The following is a 19,793-nucleotide window of genomic DNA, read 5'->3' as shown; positions in this document are numbered from 1 at the left end:
CGGAGACGATCTTAAGATGTATTGACGAGGAATACGGGATCGGTCTTACGGAAGATGATTTTAAGCTGGTCAGTGCGTTTGGCGGCGGCATGGGATGCGGCTCCTCCTGCGGTGCATTATGCGGCGCAATGGCAGCGCTGGGACGGCTGACGGTAAAGACCCGTGCCCATGCAACCGATGGTTTTAAGGATACATGCGCGGACCTTGTAGATGAATTCCGAAAGAAGCTTGGAAACACAGACTGCTCAGAGCTTGTAAAGATCTATAAGAAAGACGATGTGCGCTGTCTGGAAACCGTCTGTCTTGCAGCAGATGTGTTTGAAGAGTTTTATAATACATTGATTGCAGAAAAGTGAAAATAACCTGGAAAATCAAGAAAAAAGCCCCAAAGCCTTGTAAACTGTTGATATAAACAGCTTACGGGGCTTTTTCTTATGTAACAGGAAATTCTGATAGGACGTCCTGTTGGACAAAAAGGTATTAACATACCACCAAAGATGCATCTTCTTTTTTTGATTTTAAATGTTATTAAAAAAAGAAAAAAGAAATATTGACCTTTTTTTCAGATTCCTCTATACTGGTCATATAAAATAATGATGTTATATAACGTATTTGACGAAAGGAGAAATTAAATGATTAAACACACGGTGATCAATGCGGAGCTTGGATATGCGCTGGCGACAGCGAGACATAAGGATGCGATCGTGATCTGTGACGCGAATATGCCAATTCCGGATGGATGTAATGTGATCGATGTCTCTCTCGTGCGGGGAGTTCCGACGCTGGTGCAGACGATGTGCGCGATCCTGAATGATCTGGTTGCGGAGCGCTATGAAGTATTTGAGCTGATGCCGCAGTACAATGATGCGATGTATCAGAAGATCCAGTCTCTCGTGCCTCAGCTTCCGGGCGGAACGATCAGCCAGGAGCGCCTGATGGAGACAATGAAAAATGCTAAGGCAGTAGTGCGGACCGGAGATTTTGGCAGCTGCTGTACAATGGTTTTATATTCCACGTCCGGAAGGGACAAGTATGTAACACAGTTTAACTGTGATTTTCCAATGCAGGAGTAAAGTGGGGAGGAAAAATGATGGAGGAGAAGACTTGTGTTAAGGTTTTGGTGGAGGAAAATGGGGAACATGGCTTTGACTCTTACCGTGTCCCGGGAATCGTTACGGCTTCCAACGGGGATCTGCTCCTGACATATGAGGGCAGGGAAGCCGGAGGAAACCGCAGAACTTTATTCTTCAGGAGATATCAGATAAAGGACGGACAGCCGCAGCCCGCAGGAGAGCGGATCACAATGGTATCACCGAAAGGAGAAGAACTTCTTCATAATCCTTTACTGATCGCAGCACCGGAGGGAAGAGTATATTTCTTCTGGTGTCAGGACTATCAAAGACTGTTTCTCAGGGAAAGCCGTGATAATGGGGAAACCTTTGGAGAGGAGCGTGAGCTGACATCTCTGATCGACGGTTTCCGAAAGGAATGGCCGGTGACGCTGTGGGCCATTGCTCCGGGACATGGAATCTGCAAAAAAGATGGAACCCTGATACTGCCGCTGTGGCTGAGCCGTGGAGAGAATGCGCACCTCCCGGCCTGCTTTGCCTGCCTTTCCAGCGATGACTGGGGTGGGACGTGGCACTGCAGCAATACGGTTCCAGCGGAGAATGGAATCGGTGATCCAACCGAGAGCTCCGTGGCGGAGCGGAGCGACGGAACTCTGCTTGCCACCATGCGCCATGAGATCCCGGGAGTGCGGAGAAGAGCGTTCTGTGAGAGCAGAAAAACGGAGAAAGGACAGGATGCGGTCCGGTGGGGAGCACCATGGCTGAACGAAAAACTTCCGGATCCGATCTGCGGTGGAGCGCTGCTTACACTTCCAGACGGACAGATGGCTTTTGTCAACTGCGCTTACGGAGATGAACCGGCACTGGAGCGCCAGAAGAACGGCGAGGCGGTCCGGTGGAGTCTTGACGCCCGTCAGAAACTGACGATCCGCATCAGTGCAGATGATGGAAAAAACTGGGACGATGGTTTCCTTCTGGCAGAAGAGGGCGGGGCGTCTGACCTGGCGGGAACAGGTCCGGTGTACTGTTTCTATGAGGAAGGATGGCAGGACGGTAACTGTATTTTTAACAGGAGGTTACTGCTGGCATCTGTTCCATTGGAGGTTTTATGATGAGACGCGAGAGGGCCGCTGGAATAAACAGCGGCTCTCACTATACGGTTCTGTTTTTTTCTGCATACTTTATTTACTATGCCGCATACTGCATATTTTCCAGCTATACGGTCCTGTTTTTGACGGAACGCGCCTACAGCGCCATGGTCTGCGGAATCATCACCAGCCTGACATTTCTGGCAAATCTTCTGATGGAGCCGGTGGGCGGTTATATCACGGACACATTTCTTCCGACAAGGCGGTATTTTCTTCTGCTTATCGGAATGATCTCAGCGCTGTGTATCTTCTGTACAAAATATATGGACCAGCCCTGGATCATGCTTCCTGGGATGGTTATTTTCTCGTACAAATGGTGATATTTCTCTTCATGATCCCATGTCTCCTTCTTCTTCCAGATACCAGTCTCGGGAATCGCCGGAAACAGGAGGAGAAAGAGAAAAGTCTCTCCTTTTTCCAGGCATTTCATACTCTGGTGCAGAACCGTCGTTTTCTGTTCTGGCTGGGGATCATCACATTTTACTGGTTCAGCCACCGTCTGGTGGGAAGCTTTCTCTCCCTGATCATCGTGGAACTGGGCGGAGATGCGGAGACATATGGAAATGTCTGTGGGGCAGGAGCGGCAGTGGAGTTTGCAGGTCTTATGCTGCTGGCTTTTGCATGGAAAAAGAAGAATTCCCATGCCCTTTTGGGAATGGCGATCGCCCTGATCACAAATCTCCTCAGACCGCTCTGCTTTCAGCTGTTTTCCGGTACATGGGCCCTTTATCTGGGGCAGATGCTGCAGTGTGCCAGTTTTGCGTTCTACATGAGTGTCAGCGTGGAGTGCTTTGCGGAGGCAGCGGATGAGCGCCTGCGCAGCTTCAGTATTTCAATGGGACTGACCGTCAGCAGTGTGGTGGGAACAGTCCTTGCAAACCTGGTGGGAGGCAGACTGTGTGATATGTTCCATCCAGGGATCCTGATTCTGGTTAGCTTTGCTCTGGGATTCCTGAATTCAGCTGTATTTTTTGCAGAACGGTTATACCACAGTATGGAAAAACATGGCTGAAGAATTGTAAAAATTACATTACTGTACACGTGGTATGCATTTTCTGAACTAAAAATAAAAAAGAATAGAAAAATGTTGATTGTTCACAATTTATTTATACTGAATCATATAAAGTCATGATGTTACATGATGTGTTGTATAAACATGAAATCAAATGGTCAGCCATGCGGTGATCCGTGCAGAATCCGGATATATATTTTCGATGGTGCGGCATAAGGATATGATCGTTCTTCGGTACACTTTGTGAAAAAAAATCCGGATAACAGAATCTGACTTAAAAAAATATGTCAGAGTACAAAATTATTTGACAAATCAACATTTGAATGATAATATAGACGTATCTAATATTATATAATGTTATATAGCATATGCAAATGTTTTCTTAATCAATGGAAGGGAGAAATAGAATGAAAAAGTATGTATTACGGCGTGCTTTGATAGCAATACCAACTTTCTTTGGAATTACAGTTCTGGTTTTTTTAATTTCTTCTATGGCGTCCGGAAGCCCATTAGAGTTGTTGCTCAACAACCAGAATATTTCAGCGGCAGAAGTTGAACGACAGCGGATAAAGCTTGGTCTGGATCAACCGTTGTATATCCAGTATTTCACCTGGATCAAAAACTTTTTCCAGGGAAATCTGGGAGATTCATACAGAACAGGACAGCCGGTAATGCAAATGATTTTGGAAGGTCTTGGTCCGACAATTCTGTTGACCTTTGCGGCAGTGATCATTGCCTGTCTGATCTCAATCCCATTAGGAGTTCAGTCAGCAAGATATCAGAATAAAGGCTGGGACAATGGTTCGTCGGTATTTTCATTCCTGGCGACTTCAACTCCGAGCTTCTTCCTGGCATTGATTTTTTTATATGTTTTTTCAGTGAAATTAAAAGTCCTTCCTATTGGCGGCATGTACGATGTTGGAAAAAAGGAGACCATAGGTTCATTATTGTGCCATTTATTTATGCCGTCGGTCGTCCTGGCAATGCAGCTAGTGGGAAGCCTGATCCAGTATACAAGAAGCAGCATGCTGGAGGTTATGAGGGAGGATTTCGTCAGAACAGCACGATCAAAAGGAATCAAAGAAAAGAAAGTTATAATAAAACATGTGCTGCGAAATTCTTTGATACCGGTGGTTACATATCTTGGTATGGAAATACCGCTGCTGATTGGCGGAGCAGTTGTCACGGAGCAGGTTTTTTCCTGGCCGGGAATCGGAAGCCTGATGATCAAGTCCATAGATGCCAGAGATTATCCGGTTGTTATGGGGATTACAGTGTTGGTCGCAATTGCGGTGCTGGTATTTAATATTTTAACAGATCTTGTTTACGGAATTCTTGATCCACGGATCCGGTATAATTAAGGGAGGTGAGAAAGGTGGAAGACAGTAAAAAAGAGTCGAAAGCGAAAAACTTTATCAAGAGGTATTGTAACAACAAATTGGCGGTAATCGGTTTTTTCACACTGGTGCTTATCACACTGATCGTTATCATAGCTCCTCCGTTCCTTCCGTTTTCGGAAGCTGAGATCGATCCGTTGGCATTCAATATGCCGCCTAGCGCGAAACATCTGTTGGGAGGAGACGATGTCGGCAGAGATGTATTAAGCCGATTACTTTACGGTGGCCGGGTGTCTTTGGCAGTTGGAATTTTTTCCACGGCGGTCAGCGTGATCGTGGGAATTCCTCTGGGTATGCTGGCAGCATTTTATCGTGGGGCATTTGAAGTTGTGGTAATGCGTCTGTCAGATATTTTCATGTCATTTCCATCCACGATTCTGATTTTGTTTCTGGTATCCATGTTTGGTCCGTCAATTGTCACCGTCACGGTTGTGATAGGTGTGCTCGGATGGCCGAAATTCGCAAGACAGATTTATGGAAGTGTTTTGAGCATAAGAGAAAAGGATTACATTGAAGGTGCTGTGGCGATTGGAGCAAAAGACAAGTTGATCATTACCAGATATATCCTTCCGAACGCGGTCGCTCCGATTTTTATTTCCATTACATTTCGGATCGCCTCCGCGATTATTTTGGAATCTTCGTTAAGCTTCCTTGGAATGGGTGTTCAGCCGCCGGCTGCTTCCTGGGGAAATATGCTTTATAATGCACAGTCCATCACGATCTTGACCAGCCGTCCATGGATGTGGGTTCCGCCGGGACTGGCACTGGTAATCACAATTCTTTCGATTAACTTTATTGGAAACGGTTTGCGGGATGCGTTAGATCCGAAAACAGCAAAAAAATAATTATAGGAGGAGAAAAGAAAATGAAGAAGACGACAAAAATGCTGGCAATTTTATTAGCGGCAATGACAGCGCTGTCCGGATGCGGAGGAAGTGGTACAACGACCACACAGACAGAAGGGAAAACGGAAACAACGGCTGCAGCGGAAAAAACGGGAACAGAAACAGCGCAGAAAGGTCCTAAAGATGAAGTAGTAACTATGGCAGTTATTTCTTCCTGGGACACATTGAATATTTACAATACGTCAGGAAATTACGGAAACGCGGTAGCAGATCAATTATTTGAACGTCTGGTTACAAGAACACATGATGGAGTTATCGAACCCCGCCTTGCGACTGAGTGGCAAATAGCAGATGATAACAAGTCGATGACTTTCAAATTAGCTGAAAATGCATTGTGGCATGACGGAGAAAAACTGACGGCAAATGACATTGTATTTACCTGTAAGGCAATGACGAATCCAGATGTGGATAACTATTATCGTTCCGCGTTTAATGTGTTAGCGGGAACCGATGATGACGGCATTGCAGCAGACACAGATCAGGTAGGTGTAGAAGCTGTCGATGATTACACGGTAAAATTTTCATTTAAAGAGCCGAAGGATCAGGATACTATTTTAAACGCATTCTTAAGCTTCCTTTATGTTCTTCCGGAACATATTTTAGATACTGGGAATTATGCGGATATCAATAACTCTTCTTTCTGGACAAGTCCAGTTGGTGCCGGACCATTTAAATATGTGAAAGATACTGCAGGTGAGACTTTAGAGATGGAAGCATTTGAAGACTATTATCAGGGATGCCCTGATTTTAAGACATTAGTCGTTCGTGTTGTGCCGGCAGCAAACCTGACAGCAGGACTCTTAAATGGAGATATTGATGTGGTTGGCATGGGAAGTATCCCGTTATCCGACTGGGCAACTGTCAAGGGCTCAGACTCTCTTGTGGCTGCTTCTGTAGAAGATTATTCTTATCAGTATATGTTATTTAATCTGTCTGACGAGGATCCTGATTTCCAGGACGCGAAGGTGAGAAATGCATTTGATAAAGCGATCAACAAACAGGTGATGGTTGATCAGCTGATGCTGGGAGAAGGTCAGGTTGCTGTCGGACCGATGCCAAAATATCATCCGTATTATGATGAGAACCTGAAACCTAATACATATGACCCGGAAGCAGCAGAGACAATGCTGAAAGAAGCAGGATTTAATTTTGACAAAGAGTATCTGATGATCGTTCCGAAAGGAAATCAGGTAAGAGAGCAGTCTGCGCTCCTAATCCAACAGGACCTTGAAAAAATCGGTGTGAAAGTAAAAATTGAGACATATGATTTCACTACATTACTTCAGATGCTCCGCGAAGGAAAAGCTGATTTAGGTCTTCTTGGAGGCGGAAGTAATATCGATCCGAACGAAAGCAGCGTAATTTTAAAACCGAATGACGCAAGAAACTATTCACTTGTAAAAGATCCAAAGTGGTTTGATCTGGCTAACGAAGGCGCTTCTAAAGTAACAAAGGAAGAGCGGAAAAAGTGCTATGACGCATATCAGGAAGCATTAGTAGAAGATCAGCCGTATATCTGGTTATACCATCAGAATGATTTATGGGCATATTCAAAACGTTTAGCAGAAGTTCCGATCGAGAATTTTGTATGGTTTAATTTCGAAGTATGGAAATGGAAACTTGCAGATTGATCCGTGGACGGAAAGGAGATAGCATAGCGATGGAAGGACCGAAAATCGAGGAAGTATTGACATATCTTGACGAGAATTTTGATAATGATTTAAAGGCTGTCCAGGATTTTATGCGTATGAAATCCATTTCAGCGACAGGGGAAGGTATCCGGGAAACAGCGGAACGCGTGAAGGAAATGATCGAAGAGTGCGGCGGCACCTCTGAGCTGATTGAGACACCTGGCAATCCCATTGTTTACGGCCGCATTGATGAAAAAGCAGAGCACACGCTTCTTATCTACAGCATGTACGATGTGCTTCCGGCTGAGGAGCCTGACTGGATTTCAGATCCGTGGGCAGCAGAAATCCATCCGTTCAGAGATTACGGAGACTGCATTATCGGTCGTGGTGCAGTAAATACAAAGGGACCGACAGTCGCTTTCTTCAGAGCGATAAAGGCATATAAAAAAATTGCCGGAAAACTTCCGGTAAACCTTGTATTCCTGATAGAGGGGGAGGAGGAACTTTCCTCCAAATCCCTCCAGGAGTTCCTGGAAGTCAACAAGGATAAATTTAAAGACTGCGATGCAATGTTTTTCCCATCATTTGGAGAGGAAAACAGAATTGCTTCCATCTTTATGGGTGTGAAGGGAATTGTAAGCTTTGAACTGAAGTCAAAAGGCGGAGACTGGGGCGGTCCGACAGACCGAGGGATCCATGGCGCTTTTGCAGCCTGGGTTGCGAACCCTGTGTGGAGAATGACGAAAGCGCTCTCATCGATGATCGGCGAGAATGAAAATGAAATTTTGATCGATGGTTTTTATGATGGAATCTTACCATTGGAAAAGGAAAAAGACGAGGCTTTGGCTGCTTCCGCGGACCTTCTGGATGAAGAAGAGTGGAAAACAGCGTATGACGTCAAAAAATTCAAGTGGGACTTAACCGGTCTGGATCTGTGGAAAAAGATGCTGACGGTTCCGACTCTGAATATTGATGGTATCAAAGGCGGCTATATCGGTGAAGGTTCAAAGACACTTTTACCGCACGAAGTAACGGTTAAGATGGATATCCGCCTTGTTCCGGGAATGAAGCCGGACGAAATGCTGAAGAAAGTACGGAAACATCTGGATTCTAGAGGCTTCCAGGATATCGAGATCGAGGAGTATGGAAAGCCATATGATCCGTCCAGCGTACCTTATCATTCTTCTTCTGTTCAGACCTTGAAGAAAACATATGAGCTGATGGGAACAAGACCGCAGATCTGGCCCTGGAATCCGGGTTCCGCACCATATTTCCTGTTCGAGAAGATATTGGGGATCCCATACGTCACAGGCGGTATGGGACATGGATCTAGGCAGCATTCCAGCAATGAATACTGCACAGTCAAAGGAGTACTGGATTTCGAAAAATCCATGATATATTATCTGAAACTATTCCCTGAATACGCGGACAGCAAGAAAAAATAGATGCGGGGAGGAATGTGTAATGAAGGATGATGTAATATTACAGGTAAAAGATCTGAAAACATATTTCTTTGATCGAACTGGAAAAGTTCCTGCTGTCGATGGAGTTGATTTCACCATACGAAAAGGCGAAACCCTTGGTATCGTAGGCGAGTCGGGATGCGGAAAGAGCGTTACGTCGATGTCAATATTAAAGCTATTGCCTCCGGAAGGAAAGGTTGTAGATGGGGAGATTATCTTTAAAGGGGAAAATATTGTGAATTATTCTGCGGAGCAGATGGAAAAAATCCGTGGAAAAGAAATCGCGATGATTTTTCAGGAGCCGATGACATCGTTGAACCCGGTCTATACAGTTGGAACCCAGATTTCAGAAATGATAACTGCTCATGAGAAAGTCTCAAAAAAGGAAGTAAGAGAGCGCGCCATCGAAATGCTCAGGCTTGTAGGTATTCCGTCTCCCGAGAAAAGAGTGGACGAATATCCACATGAACTGAGCGGAGGAATGCGCCAGAGGGTTATGATTGCCATGGCGCTGTCGTGCAATCCGGAACTTTTGATCGCAGATGAACCGACAACGGCTCTTGATGTGACGATCCAGGCGCAGATCTTAGATTTAATGCGTAAACTACAGAAAAAGCTGAATACATCTATTATGATGATCACGCATGATTTGGGTGTTATTGCGGAAATGGCTGATTATGTGCTTGTGATGTACGCGGGAAGGGTAATGGAATATTGTGATGTCCATTCTCTGTTTAAAGATCCACTGCATCCATATACGCAAGGTCTGATCAGCGCACTTCCTAATATTAACGATCAGAAGGACAGATTATATGTGATAAAAGGAAATGTTCCAAGCCTGTATGATATGCCTGCCGGATGTGGATTCTGGCCTCGTTGTCCTTATGCGACGGAGAGATGCAAAACAGAAGTTCCCGATTTATATCAGATAGGTGATCGCAAGGTACGATGCTTTTTACATGAAAATCGAAAGCAGGTGGTATAGGTGGCAGGGAATTTATTAGAAGTACGAAATTTAAAGAAATATTATTCAGTTAAGTCCGGTTTTCTGAATAAGGACCGTCGCAGTGTAAAAGCCGTGGACGGCATTAACTTATCGGTAAAGCAGGGAGAAATTCTTGGAATTGTCGGAGAAAGCGGCTGTGGAAAGTCAACATTCGGAAGAAGTATTTTACGATTGATAGAGCCAACAAGCGGGGAAGTCATTTTTGAAGGCACTAATATCTGCGGATTAAAGAAAGAAGAAATGCGTCTGAAACGCAGGGAAATGCAGATCGTGTTTCAGGATCCGGGCGCCTCGTTAAATCCAAGATTGACGGTTGGCGAAATTATCGGAGAACCGCTCGAAGTGTTTCATATCTGCGAGGGCAAGGAAAAAGAAGAGAGAATTTATAAGCTCATGGATTTGGTTGGGATTAACCGTGCGTATATTAATCGTTTCCCGCATGAATTTTCCGGTGGACAAAGACAGCGTCTTGGGATCGCAAGAGCACTGGCGGTGAATCCTAAATTGATCATTTGTGATGAGCCGGTATCAGCACTGGATGTCTCCATACGAGCGCAGGTGTTGAATCTGATGAAGGAATTGAAAGACAAACTGAATTTGACTTATATCTTTATTTCTCATGACCTCAGTGTTGTACATCACATCTGCGATCGCGTGGCTGTTATGTACCTGGGACGGGTTGTAGAGATAGCAGATAAAAAACAGATATATGAGAATCCGGTCCATCCATATACAAAGGCTCTGTTGTCGGCAATTCCAATGCCTGATCCGGAGGTAAAGCGGGAACGGATCATTCTTCAGGGAGATGTCCCAAATCCGGCCGATCCCCCATCAGGATGCCATTTTCATAAGCGTTGTCCTTATGCAAAAAAAGAATGTTCAGAAACAGTGCCGCCGTTTGTAACAGTTGAACCGGGACATCAGGTATTATGTTGGCTGGCAGAAGAGCAGCAGTCAGAAACAAAGCATGAAGAAAAATGACGTGATGTGACCAAACAGGGATATTTGCATGGATGGAGGAATGGAAACGATGAACACACAGGAAAGTATTCTGAAGACAATTGAAGATAAAAGGGAGCAGTATATTCATGCTGCTCTTGATATCTGGGATTATGCGGAACCAATTTTTGAAGAATATAAATCTTCTGCCCGCCTTTCAGCACTTCTTGAACAGGAAGGCTTTTCCGTGACAAAAGGGGTTGCCGGTCTGCCGACCGCATTTATTGCCTCTTGGGGTGAGGGAAAGCCCGTAATCGGGTTCATGGGAGAATTTGACGCGCTTCCAAATCTGAGCCAGAAAGCAGATTCCGTTGAAAGAGAACCGATCATCGAGGGTGGACACGGTCACGGGTGTGGTCATCATACCTTGGGAACGGCGGCTGTTGCTGCTGCGATCGCTGTGAAAGACCATTTAAAGGAAACTGGAATAAAAGGAACCGTCCATTTTTATGGATGCCCGGCCGAGGAAGGCGGTGCCGGAAAAGTGCTGATGAAACAGGCTGGAGTATTTGATGATTGCGCCGCAGCGATCAGTTGGCATCCGACAGACGATAACGGTATATGGTCGATCAACTTTCACGCGCAGCAAAAAGTAATTTACAGTTTTAAGGGAAAACGCGCTGCGGACGCATTGCAGATATTTTTAATGGGAGCGACAAATGTCAGACATTATCTTGATCCCTGCTTTGTCGTACGTTCCACAATTCTTTCACCGGGCGATGATGCAAACGATGGAGAAGTGCCTGAAGCCCGGATTCTATATGCATATCGCGCTCATGTGAGCAGCCAGGTCAAAGAAGGATTTCAGCTATTACATATGGCAGCATACGGCGCGGCTGTCATGACCGGATGCGTATTGACGGCGGATTATAAGACAGGAACAACCGAGCTGCTTCCGAACCGGACGCTGGAACGCACGATGTATAAAAAATACCAGATAGTGGGCACTGTTCCAATGACGGAAGCAGACTGGAAATATGCAGAACATATGCATCAGGCTCTTCCGGAAAACGGAGAACAGGCAACCTTCGATTTAATGCGACTGTTGTATGAGGAACAGGCAGAAGATATTATCAGGCAGGTGAAAGGAAAGCCGTATAATGATGTATTGTATCCTTTCCGCGAAATTAATATCCATAAGCCTGGTTCAACAGATATTTGCGATGTAAGCTTTGCAACGCCTACTGTACAGTGTGTGGCAGCGTGCTATATAAAGGATACGTTGGGACATTCCTGGCAGGAGGTTGCCCAAGGGCGCAGTGATATCTGCATGAAGGGAATGCTGGTAGCGGCAAAGGTAATGGCACTGACGGGAGCTGAGTTATTTGAACAGCCGCTTCTTTTGGAGCAGGTTCGGAAAGAGTTTGAGGAAAAGAGAAAAGCATATTCATATCTGCCGCTCCTTGCAAGGAAAACTGTAGAGAACGGGGAAATGTCTGCACAAAAAATGGATATGGAGAGGAAGCTGTCTGATTTTAACAAGTCCCGGAAAGTGCAGGTTGAGTTTACCGGTCTGTGTGACGATGGATTAGCACAAAGACAGACAGGTAAAGCCCTGTCCAAAAATGGAAATGCATTAGAGGCGCTGGAATTTTTCACTCTGGGTCTGGCATATGGGAACAAAGATATATTCGATAAGGTTGGCTATGAGACGAGAATCATGGAAACAGGCGATGAGGATATGGTTAAGGTTCCGGAACTGACGAAGATCCTGGTGACTGTAAAGCAGCAGGAAGACATTCGCAGTGATGATCTCAGAGAATTTTTTACAGGTGTGGACATGGTAGCCACAGGGGCGGCAGAAGTGACTGGCTGCCAGGTAAAATTTTTGTTTGAGTAAAAAATAAGAGGATACAAAAATGGTTAAGGTTTTGGGTTTGGGTGACAATGTGTGTGATATCTACCTGAATGAGAGGACGATGTATCCAGGTGGGCAGGCAGTCAATTTTGCGGTATACGCAGGTATGCTTGGCGTAAAATCAGATTTTATGGGCGTTTTTGGAAATGACGCGATTGCCGGTCATGTGAAGGCATCACTCGACGCCCATAGCGTTGGATACAGCCATTGTCGCAGCTATGCCGGAGAAAATGGTTTTGCGAGAGTGATGATCGTCGATGGGGACCGTGTGTTTAAGGGAAGCAATAAAGGCGGAGTAATCCAGAAACATCCGATCCGTCTTGAGAAAGAGGATCTTGAGTATGCGGACGGCTTTGATCTGATCCACACGACAAACAATGGATTTACGGATGATCTGCTTCCTGATCTGCATGTGCTTTCACCATTTGTAAGCTACGACTTTTCTTACCGCTGGAATGAGGAGGACCGTGTGGACCGTGTCTGCCCGTATATTGATTTTGCGTTCCTTTCCTGTAGCGATTTAAGCGATGAAGCAACGGAAGGGTTGTGCGGAAAGCTGCATGAAAAAGGCTGCGGGGTTGTGACAGCTACCCGCGGAAGCAAAGGTGCGACAGTTTATGATGGACACCATTTTTACCGTCAACTGCCGGACTATGTGATCCCTGTGGACACAATGGGGGCGGGAGACAGCTTTGCGACGGCCATGTTGGTGACAATTTTGAAAAAATTAGAAGAGGAGTCAGAAGCAAATTGGGAAGATCCGGAAATAAGAATGAAGATTTTGCCAGTAGCATTAAAGACTGCCGCAGCTTTTTCAGCAAAAACATGTCTGATCAAAGGCGCTTTTGGTGGAGGCGTTCAAGTGCCGGATTCTGTATATGAGCGGGTGTATAAAGATTTATCTTAGTCGAGAAAACTCCCACCTCTTTTAGGTGGTGAGTCGTAGCAAATTTGTCTCAGTGTGAGTTAGGTCTCCGACTAAGATAAATGCTCCGCGAGGATGCACAGTGATTCTGATAGGAATATGTCGGCTTCGCTGACAAGAATCACGCTCCAAGTCTCACGGACATTCGACTTGAAAGAATCGGAGCAGCTTGTTATGAGAAAGAAATGAAGAATAGTATTGACAAATGGTCGAAAATAAAGTATTTTATCATTAAAGAATATATAATGATATATAACAATACAAGCTGTATGAAGTCAACTTGAAGCGCCGGACATGCAAATAGTCATGCTCGGAGAGAGCAGCTTACAAACAACCAATACATGGGAGGAAATAATATGTCTTATATGATTGGCGTAGACGTTGGAGGAACGTTTACAGATTTCTCTGTTTTTGATCAGGAAACCGGCGAATTGTTCAATTATAAGGACAGTTCTACACCGGCAGACCCGTCCAAGGCAATTGTAAAAGGTGTGCAGGATGTATTAGAGATAAAGAAGGCAAAACCGGAGACAGTCAGCTATCTGGCACATGGTACCACAGTAGGAACCAATGCGCTGATCGAAAAGAAAGGCTGCCGCCTTGGTCTTATCACCACAAAGGGATTTAAAGACCTGATGGAGATCGGAACACAGCGCCGTCCGTCTCTTTACAACCTCCAGGCACAGAAGCCGTATCCGTTAGTTCCGTCTGGCTTAAACTGCACCGTTACAGAGCGTATCCGCTATGACGGCAGCATTGAGACACCGCTTGATGAGGAAGAGACCAGAGAAGTGGTCCGCTACTTAAAAGCCCAGGGAGTTGCTGCTATCGCAGTGTGCACCCTCTTCTCCTTCATCAATCCGGTTCATGAGGAAAGAATCGAAGAGATCATTCATGAGGAGTTCCCGGAAGCTTACGTAACGATTTCCAGCAAGCTGGCACCGGAGTTCCGTGAGTTCAGCCGTATGAGTACAACGGTCATGAACAGCTACTTAGGACCGGTTATGAAGAAGTATGTAAACAACTTCCGCGAGTCTATCGCACAGCTCGGCATCAAGGTTGAGCCGTATGTAACACAGTCCAACGGTTCCATCATTTCCATTAAAGAGACGATCGACTGCCCGATCAAGACCGCGTTATCCGGACCGAGTGCCGGCGTTATCGCAGCGGCTTATATCGGCAAACAGTGCGAAGCAGACAAGATCATTACATTCGATATGGGCGGTACCAGCGCAGATATTTCCCTGATCGAGAACTATACACCGCAGGTATCCAACGAGCGTTACGTTGAGGGATATCCGGCAAGAATCCCGATGATCAACATCATCACCATCGGTGCCGGCGGCGGCTCCATCGCAAAGATCGATGACGGCGGCGCGTTAAAGGTAGGACCGAAGAGTGCCGGCGCAACTCCTGGACCGGCATGCTACATGCGCGGCGGCGAGAATCCGTGCGTAACAGATGCAAACATCGTCTTAGGAAAACTGAACCAGAAGAAGATCCTCGGCGGCAGAATGGACGTGGATATTGAGCTGGCAAAGAATGCGATCAAGACAAAGATCTGTGATAAATCTAATCTTGATATGAAACGTGCCGCAAACGGAATCATCACCGTAGTTAACTCCAACATGGTCCGTGCGATCCGAAGCGTATCCGTAGAGAAAGGCTACGATGTCCGCGAATTCAGCCTGATGGCATTCGGCGGCGCAGGTCCGCTCCATGCGTGCGAAGTAGCAAAAGAACTGGGAATGAAGGAAGTTCTTATTCCGCCGCATCCGGGCACACTCTGCAGCTTAGGTTTACTCTTAGCTGATACAAAGTTTGACTTATCCAGAACAAAAGTTATGAACGGTGAGGCTGACAACTTAGACAGCATGAACGAGCAGTTTGACAATATGGTAGAACAGGGAACCGGTCTTTTAGACAAAGAAGGGGTTCCGGCAGACCGCCGCTACTTTGAGTTTGCTATTGATATGCGTTATCAGCGTCAGAACTTCGAGATCAGCATTCCGGTACCGGCTGGAAAGATGACAGAGGAGACATTAAAGAAAGCACTGGCTGATTTCCATGCAGAGCACAAGAGAAGCTACGGTTACTGCAAGGAAGACGCAATCGTTCAGTTTGTAAGTTACCGTGTTTCCGCGATCGGCGTGATCGACAAACCGGATCTTAAGGTATCAGAGCTTCATCCGGAAGCACCGATCCCGGCACCGATCGAAGTCCGTCAGGTCCTCTTCCAGAACAGCGACGAGTATATTGAGACTCCGGTATACTTAAGAGAAGAATTTGTTCCGGGTCAGGCGATCCCAGGTCCGTGTATCTGTGAACAGATGGATACCACACTTGTAGTGCCGAAGGGCTGGACGATCCATGTAGATGGATATCATAACTTAAAGATTCGTGATGAGGAGGAGAAGTAAGATGGCAAAGCAGATCGATACCGTAACTGTTGAGGTTGTCCGCAATCTCCTGATGTCCATTGCTGAGGAGACTTACGGAATCATTGTCCGCAGTGCATACTCCACCAATATGAAGGAACGCCGTGACGTTTGTACGGCTGTGATCGATCCGGATGGAAACAGCGTTGCGCAGGTAGAAAGTTTAGCTGCACTGTTAGGCTCCATGCTGAGTGTAGTTCCAAATATTTATGAAAAATTCGGAAAAGAAAATGTCCGCCCGGGCGATATGTTTATCGCTAACGACCCGTATCACGGCGGCGGCAACCACCTGCCGGATATTGTAATCGCGGCTCCGGCCTTTGTAGGCGACAAGCTGGTGGGCTGGATCGCAAACATTGCCCATCATTCCGATATCGGCGGTAAAGTACCGGGTTCCACATCCGGTGACGCTGACAGCTTATTCCAGGAAGGTATCCGTATTCCGGTGATCCGTATCCGCGAAAATAACGAGACAATCAGCAGCGTTCTTGATCTCCTCCTTGACAATACCCGTGTTCCACAGGAACGTGAGGGAGACCTGACTGCACAGATGTCTGCAAACCTGATCGGTGTGCAGAGAATCCAGGAGGCATATGCCCGCTACCAGGATGACCTGATTGCGTGCATGAAGGAACTGGTAGGCTACTCCGAGCGTCGTGTCCGCGCTGTCGTTGCAGAGCTTCCGGACGGCGAGTATAACTACACGGACTATGTAGACGGCTGCGGAGACAAATATCCGGATCCGCTTCCAATCAAGGTAAAAGTAACCATCAAGGGCGACAATTTAACGATCGATTTTACAGGAACTGCAGATCAGATCAAAGCTCCAATCAACGTACCGTATCCGTGTACAAAAGCGGCAGTATTTTTCGCAGTAAAAGCCCTGATGGGCGACGATATCCCAGCCAATGAGGGAATCAACCGTGCGATCAAGATCATTGCTCCGAAGGGCTGCATTGTAAATCCGACAGAGCCGAGCCCGATCGGCGCGCAGATCGACTGCCAGCAGAGAATTCCGGACGCGATCTTCGGTGCCCTGGCTCCGATCTTCCCGGATACCGTGGTTACCGCAGGAAACGGCGCGTGCACCACGACGATCTTAGCTGGTGAAGGTGCGATCGGTACAGACAGCGTATTTATCTTCCATGAGGTTATCGCCGGAGGCGGCGGAGCTTCCAAGGGCTTAGACGGTCTGTCGGGTGTTCAGGTAAATATGACGAATACATCCAACATGCCGATCGAGGCAACAGAGATGGAGTTCACGAAGATCCTTGCCAGAAAATATGAACTGAAGGAAGATACGGGCGGAGCAGGTCAGTTCCGCGGCGGTCTTGGAATTGAGCGTGAGCTTGAAGTGCTGCAGGATGATGTGGCATACACAGGACTCGGTGATCGTCATAAATTCCATCCGTGGGGACTTGCAGGCGGCAAAGAGGGCGCAGCAGGCGCATTCTACCGCGTTGCGACAGACGGCACCGTCACAAAGATGGGCCATAAGACGACAAGCTTCCCGTTAAAGAAGGGCGATGTGATCCGTGTTACAACACCTGGTGCCGGCGGTTACGGTGATCCGATGAAACGTGATCCGGAAAAGGTATTGAAGGACGTTAGAGAGAAAAAAGTATCTGCAGAGGCAGCAAAGAAGGAATACGGTGTGGTTGTTGTATCCGATGGAGTTGATTACCATGTAGATGAGCAGGCAACCAAAGCACTCCGTGGATAAAAATCAATTGTAAGAAAGAGAGGATATTCCTATGATCAAAGGGATGCAGGAAGTCATCGATGTGATGACAAAGGCAAAAGCAGATCTGGATAAAAACGGCGGCTTAAAGCAGGTGATCTTTGTAGCCTGCGGAGGCTCTTTCGCATCTTCCTATCCGGCACGCTTTTTATTAAATCAGGAGAGTTCCATCCGTGTTCAGGGTTACAACAGCAGCGAGTTCGTCAATGCGACCCCGAAGAATGTAGATAAAAACACTCTTGTGATCGGCACATCCACAAAGGCGACGGCAGAGACCGTAGAAGCGCTGAAAGTGGCTAAGGCAAAGGGCGCAGTCACCATCGGATTATCCGGCTACGCGGATTCCCTGACAGCCCAGACAGCTGATTATTATGTAACATATTATCACGCAGACGAGTGGTATAAGGACCCGACACTTGTTCATTACAACAGTCAGGGTACAGCATTAAAGATCGCGTTCTGGCTCTTAAAAGAGTACGATAATTATGAGGCATATGATCAGGCTCTGGAAGCTTTTGAGAAGTTAGAGACGATCTACGGTAAGGCATACAAGGATGTTCGCGCGGAAGCAGCAAAATTCGCCATGACATATAAGGATGACACCGTATGGAACGTAATGTCCAGCGGAGCTGCGTGGGAAGTTTCCTATTCTGACGCATTCTGCTTCTTCCAGGAGATGCAGACCGTCCACTGTGTTCCGATCCACTCCGGTGAATATTTCCATGGCGCATTTGAGACATGCGACAAGGATCTGGCAATTCTGTTATTTAAGAGCGTTGGACGCACACGTCCGGTGGATGAGAGAGCCGAGCGCTTCTTAAATCAGTTCGGCGGACATCACTGGATCATTGATGCCGAGGAGCTGGGCTTAGGCGAGTTGGATGAGAGAGTTGCAGAGTACTTTAACTCTCTTCTGTTCCACCCGATCTCCAAACAGTTCATCTCCGCGATGGCAGATGTGAGAATGCATCCGATGACCTATCGTCGTTACATGTGGAAATTTGATTATTAATTGCTCATTAATTTATCTCAGTCAGAGAAGATTTTCACCTCTTTCAAGTGGTGAATACTGGTAAATGCGTCCCCGTGGGAGCCCAGTCTCACAGCTGTTTGACTTGAATTACAAATGAGATATAAGACAGGTTGATGCCTACGGAATGTGGATGTCAGCCTGTTTTGTGTTTGAGAAAAAAATTAGAAATACAAGGCGAAGAGAAAAAATATCTTGCTATCTAATAGTACAAATAGTATTATAGTGTATATAACATTATATATCTAATTAGTATAATTAACTGCTCTGAAAGAATGGGGTAGAAGGAGGGGTGTATGGAAATAAATATGAATCCAAACAGCATTGTTCCATTATATGTACAGGTCGTAGAATGTCTAAAACGCGATATTGAAAACGGAGTATACAATGCAACAGGAAGAATTCCAACGGAGGCGGAACTGGCAGAACAGTATAAAGTGAGCCGGATCACGATCCGCAGAGCTGTGGATGATCTGGTAAGTCAGGGGCTGGTTGAGAAAAAACAGGGAAAGGGAACTTTTATCTGTCGCCAGAAATTTGCGAAAGATATTAAAAACCTTCAGAGTTTCTCAGAGATGTGTCATCATATGAATATGAAACCGGGCGGACAGATGCTGGAGAACAAGCTGGTTCACGCTGATGAAAAGATTCGGAAACAGTTAAATCTGGAGCCGGGAGCATACGTGATCTATATTTCCCGGCTGCGGACAGCCGATGGTGAACCGGTGACGATCGAGAGAAACTATTTCCCAGTGAAATACTCATTCCTCCTGGAGAAGAAGTTTGATGATAACTCTCTGTTTGAATGCCTTCAGGAGGAGGCGAAGGTGCGTGTTATCACGTCAGAAAAGCAGATCGAGTTATGCCGGGCCACAGCAGCAGAGGCAAAGCTGATGAAAGTAAAGAAAGGAGCTCCGCTTCTGTATATTAAGAGTGTTGCCTATACGTACGACAGGGAGCCTCTCTACGCGGGTGCCCAGGTCTTTAACGGTGAGGTGTGTTCCCTCTATGTCTGTGAATCTGTGGAACAGTAGCAACGGGAAGTGGAAAAACGACGGGCTGTCTGCGGTCATTGTGGATAACCTGCAAAAATCGCAAAAAACAGGGAAAAATCCACTTGCATTAGCAATATGGATATGCTATAATTATGAAGCTGTTCTGGCGGAACAG

At 46.3% G+C, this 19,793-nt stretch carries 17 protein-coding genes; all 17 read left to right on the top strand.

Annotated elements, in window-relative coordinates; genetic code table 11:
* A partial coding sequence (locus PUQ60_RS10530) for a C-GCAxxG-C-C family protein (RefSeq protein ID WP_273482977.1) occupies positions 1 to 356 on the top strand: 356 nt, incomplete at its 5' end.
* Positions 357 to 632: 276 nt separating this feature from the next.
* Positions 633 to 1,073: an RbsD/FucU family protein gene (locus PUQ60_RS10525; protein ID WP_273482976.1), complete on the top strand. Its 441-nt coding sequence runs from the start codon at positions 633 to 635 to the stop codon at positions 1,071 to 1,073.
* Positions 1,074 to 1,090: 17 nt separating this feature from the next.
* Complete coding sequence (locus PUQ60_RS10520; protein ID WP_273482975.1) at positions 1,091 to 2,182, top strand: sialidase family protein; 1,092 nt, start codon at positions 1,091 to 1,093, stop codon at positions 2,180 to 2,182.
* Positions 2,182 to 2,538, top strand: coding sequence for a hypothetical protein (locus PUQ60_RS10515; protein WP_273482974.1), 357 nt, complete (start codon positions 2,182 to 2,184; stop codon positions 2,536 to 2,538). Before PUQ60_RS10520 ends, PUQ60_RS10515 begins: the two co-directional genes overlap by 1 nt.
* Positions 2,460 to 3,230 carry an MFS transporter gene (locus PUQ60_RS10510; RefSeq protein ID WP_273482973.1) on the top strand — a complete coding sequence of 257 codons (771 nt, stop codon included), beginning with the start codon at positions 2,460 to 2,462 and terminating at the stop codon, positions 3,228 to 3,230. The genes PUQ60_RS10515 and PUQ60_RS10510 overlap by 79 nt, the downstream gene beginning before the upstream one ends.
* A gap of 407 nt (positions 3,231 to 3,637) precedes the next feature.
* Positions 3,638 to 4,591, top strand: a complete 954-nt coding sequence (locus tag PUQ60_RS10505) for an ABC transporter permease (protein WP_117483313.1) — start codon at positions 3,638 to 3,640, stop codon at positions 4,589 to 4,591.
* 14 nt (positions 4,592 to 4,605) lie between these two features.
* Positions 4,606 to 5,472, top strand: coding sequence for an ABC transporter permease (locus PUQ60_RS10500; RefSeq protein WP_215704870.1), 867 nt, complete (start codon positions 4,606 to 4,608; stop codon positions 5,470 to 5,472).
* A gap of 20 nt (positions 5,473 to 5,492) precedes the next feature.
* Positions 5,493 to 7,163 (top strand): ABC transporter substrate-binding protein, encoded by a 1,671-nt coding sequence (locus tag PUQ60_RS10495; RefSeq protein WP_273482971.1) that lies wholly within the window; start codon positions 5,493 to 5,495, stop codon positions 7,161 to 7,163.
* 29 nt (positions 7,164 to 7,192) lie between these two features.
* On the top strand, positions 7,193 to 8,608 hold the full coding sequence (locus PUQ60_RS10490) for a M20/M25/M40 family metallo-hydrolase (protein ID WP_117472450.1): 1,416 nt from the start codon (positions 7,193 to 7,195) through the stop codon (positions 8,606 to 8,608).
* 19 nt (positions 8,609 to 8,627) lie between these two features.
* A complete protein-coding gene (locus PUQ60_RS10485; protein ID WP_117472448.1) occupies positions 8,628 to 9,611 on the top strand; it encodes an ABC transporter ATP-binding protein in 984 nt (327 codons plus the stop codon).
* Positions 9,612 to 10,613 (top strand): dipeptide ABC transporter ATP-binding protein, encoded by a 1,002-nt coding sequence (locus PUQ60_RS10480; RefSeq protein ID WP_273482969.1) that lies wholly within the window; start codon positions 9,612 to 9,614, stop codon positions 10,611 to 10,613.
* Positions 10,614 to 10,662: 49 nt separating this feature from the next.
* Positions 10,663 to 12,471, top strand: a complete 1,809-nt coding sequence (locus PUQ60_RS10475) for an amidohydrolase (protein WP_273482968.1) — start codon at positions 10,663 to 10,665, stop codon at positions 12,469 to 12,471.
* A 19-nt stretch (positions 12,472 to 12,490) separates the two neighbouring features.
* Positions 12,491 to 13,396 carry a PfkB family carbohydrate kinase gene (locus tag PUQ60_RS10470; protein WP_273482967.1) on the top strand — a complete coding sequence of 302 codons (906 nt, stop codon included), beginning with the start codon at positions 12,491 to 12,493 and terminating at the stop codon, positions 13,394 to 13,396.
* 374 nt (positions 13,397 to 13,770) lie between these two features.
* Positions 13,771 to 15,834 carry a hydantoinase/oxoprolinase family protein gene (locus PUQ60_RS10465; protein ID WP_273482966.1) on the top strand — a complete coding sequence of 688 codons (2,064 nt, stop codon included), beginning with the start codon at positions 13,771 to 13,773 and terminating at the stop codon, positions 15,832 to 15,834.
* Between the two features lies 1 nt (position 15,835).
* Positions 15,836 to 17,575 (top strand): hydantoinase B/oxoprolinase family protein, encoded by a 1,740-nt coding sequence (locus tag PUQ60_RS10460; protein ID WP_118514021.1) that lies wholly within the window; start codon positions 15,836 to 15,838, stop codon positions 17,573 to 17,575.
* A 31-nt stretch (positions 17,576 to 17,606) separates the two neighbouring features.
* Complete coding sequence (locus PUQ60_RS10455; RefSeq protein WP_021905624.1) at positions 17,607 to 18,605, top strand: SIS domain-containing protein; 999 nt, start codon at positions 17,607 to 17,609, stop codon at positions 18,603 to 18,605.
* A 314-nt stretch (positions 18,606 to 18,919) separates the two neighbouring features.
* A complete protein-coding gene (locus PUQ60_RS10450) occupies positions 18,920 to 19,657 on the top strand; it encodes a GntR family transcriptional regulator (RefSeq protein WP_273482963.1) in 738 nt (245 codons plus the stop codon).
* Positions 19,658 to 19,793: the final 136 nt, after the last annotated feature.

The sequence above is a fragment of the Clostridium sp. AF02-29 genome (assembly GCF_934835585.1).
Classification (GTDB): domain Bacteria; phylum Bacillota; class Clostridia; order Lachnospirales; family Lachnospiraceae; genus Otoolea; species Otoolea fessa.
This window is presented reverse-complemented; position numbering and strand designations above follow the sequence as displayed.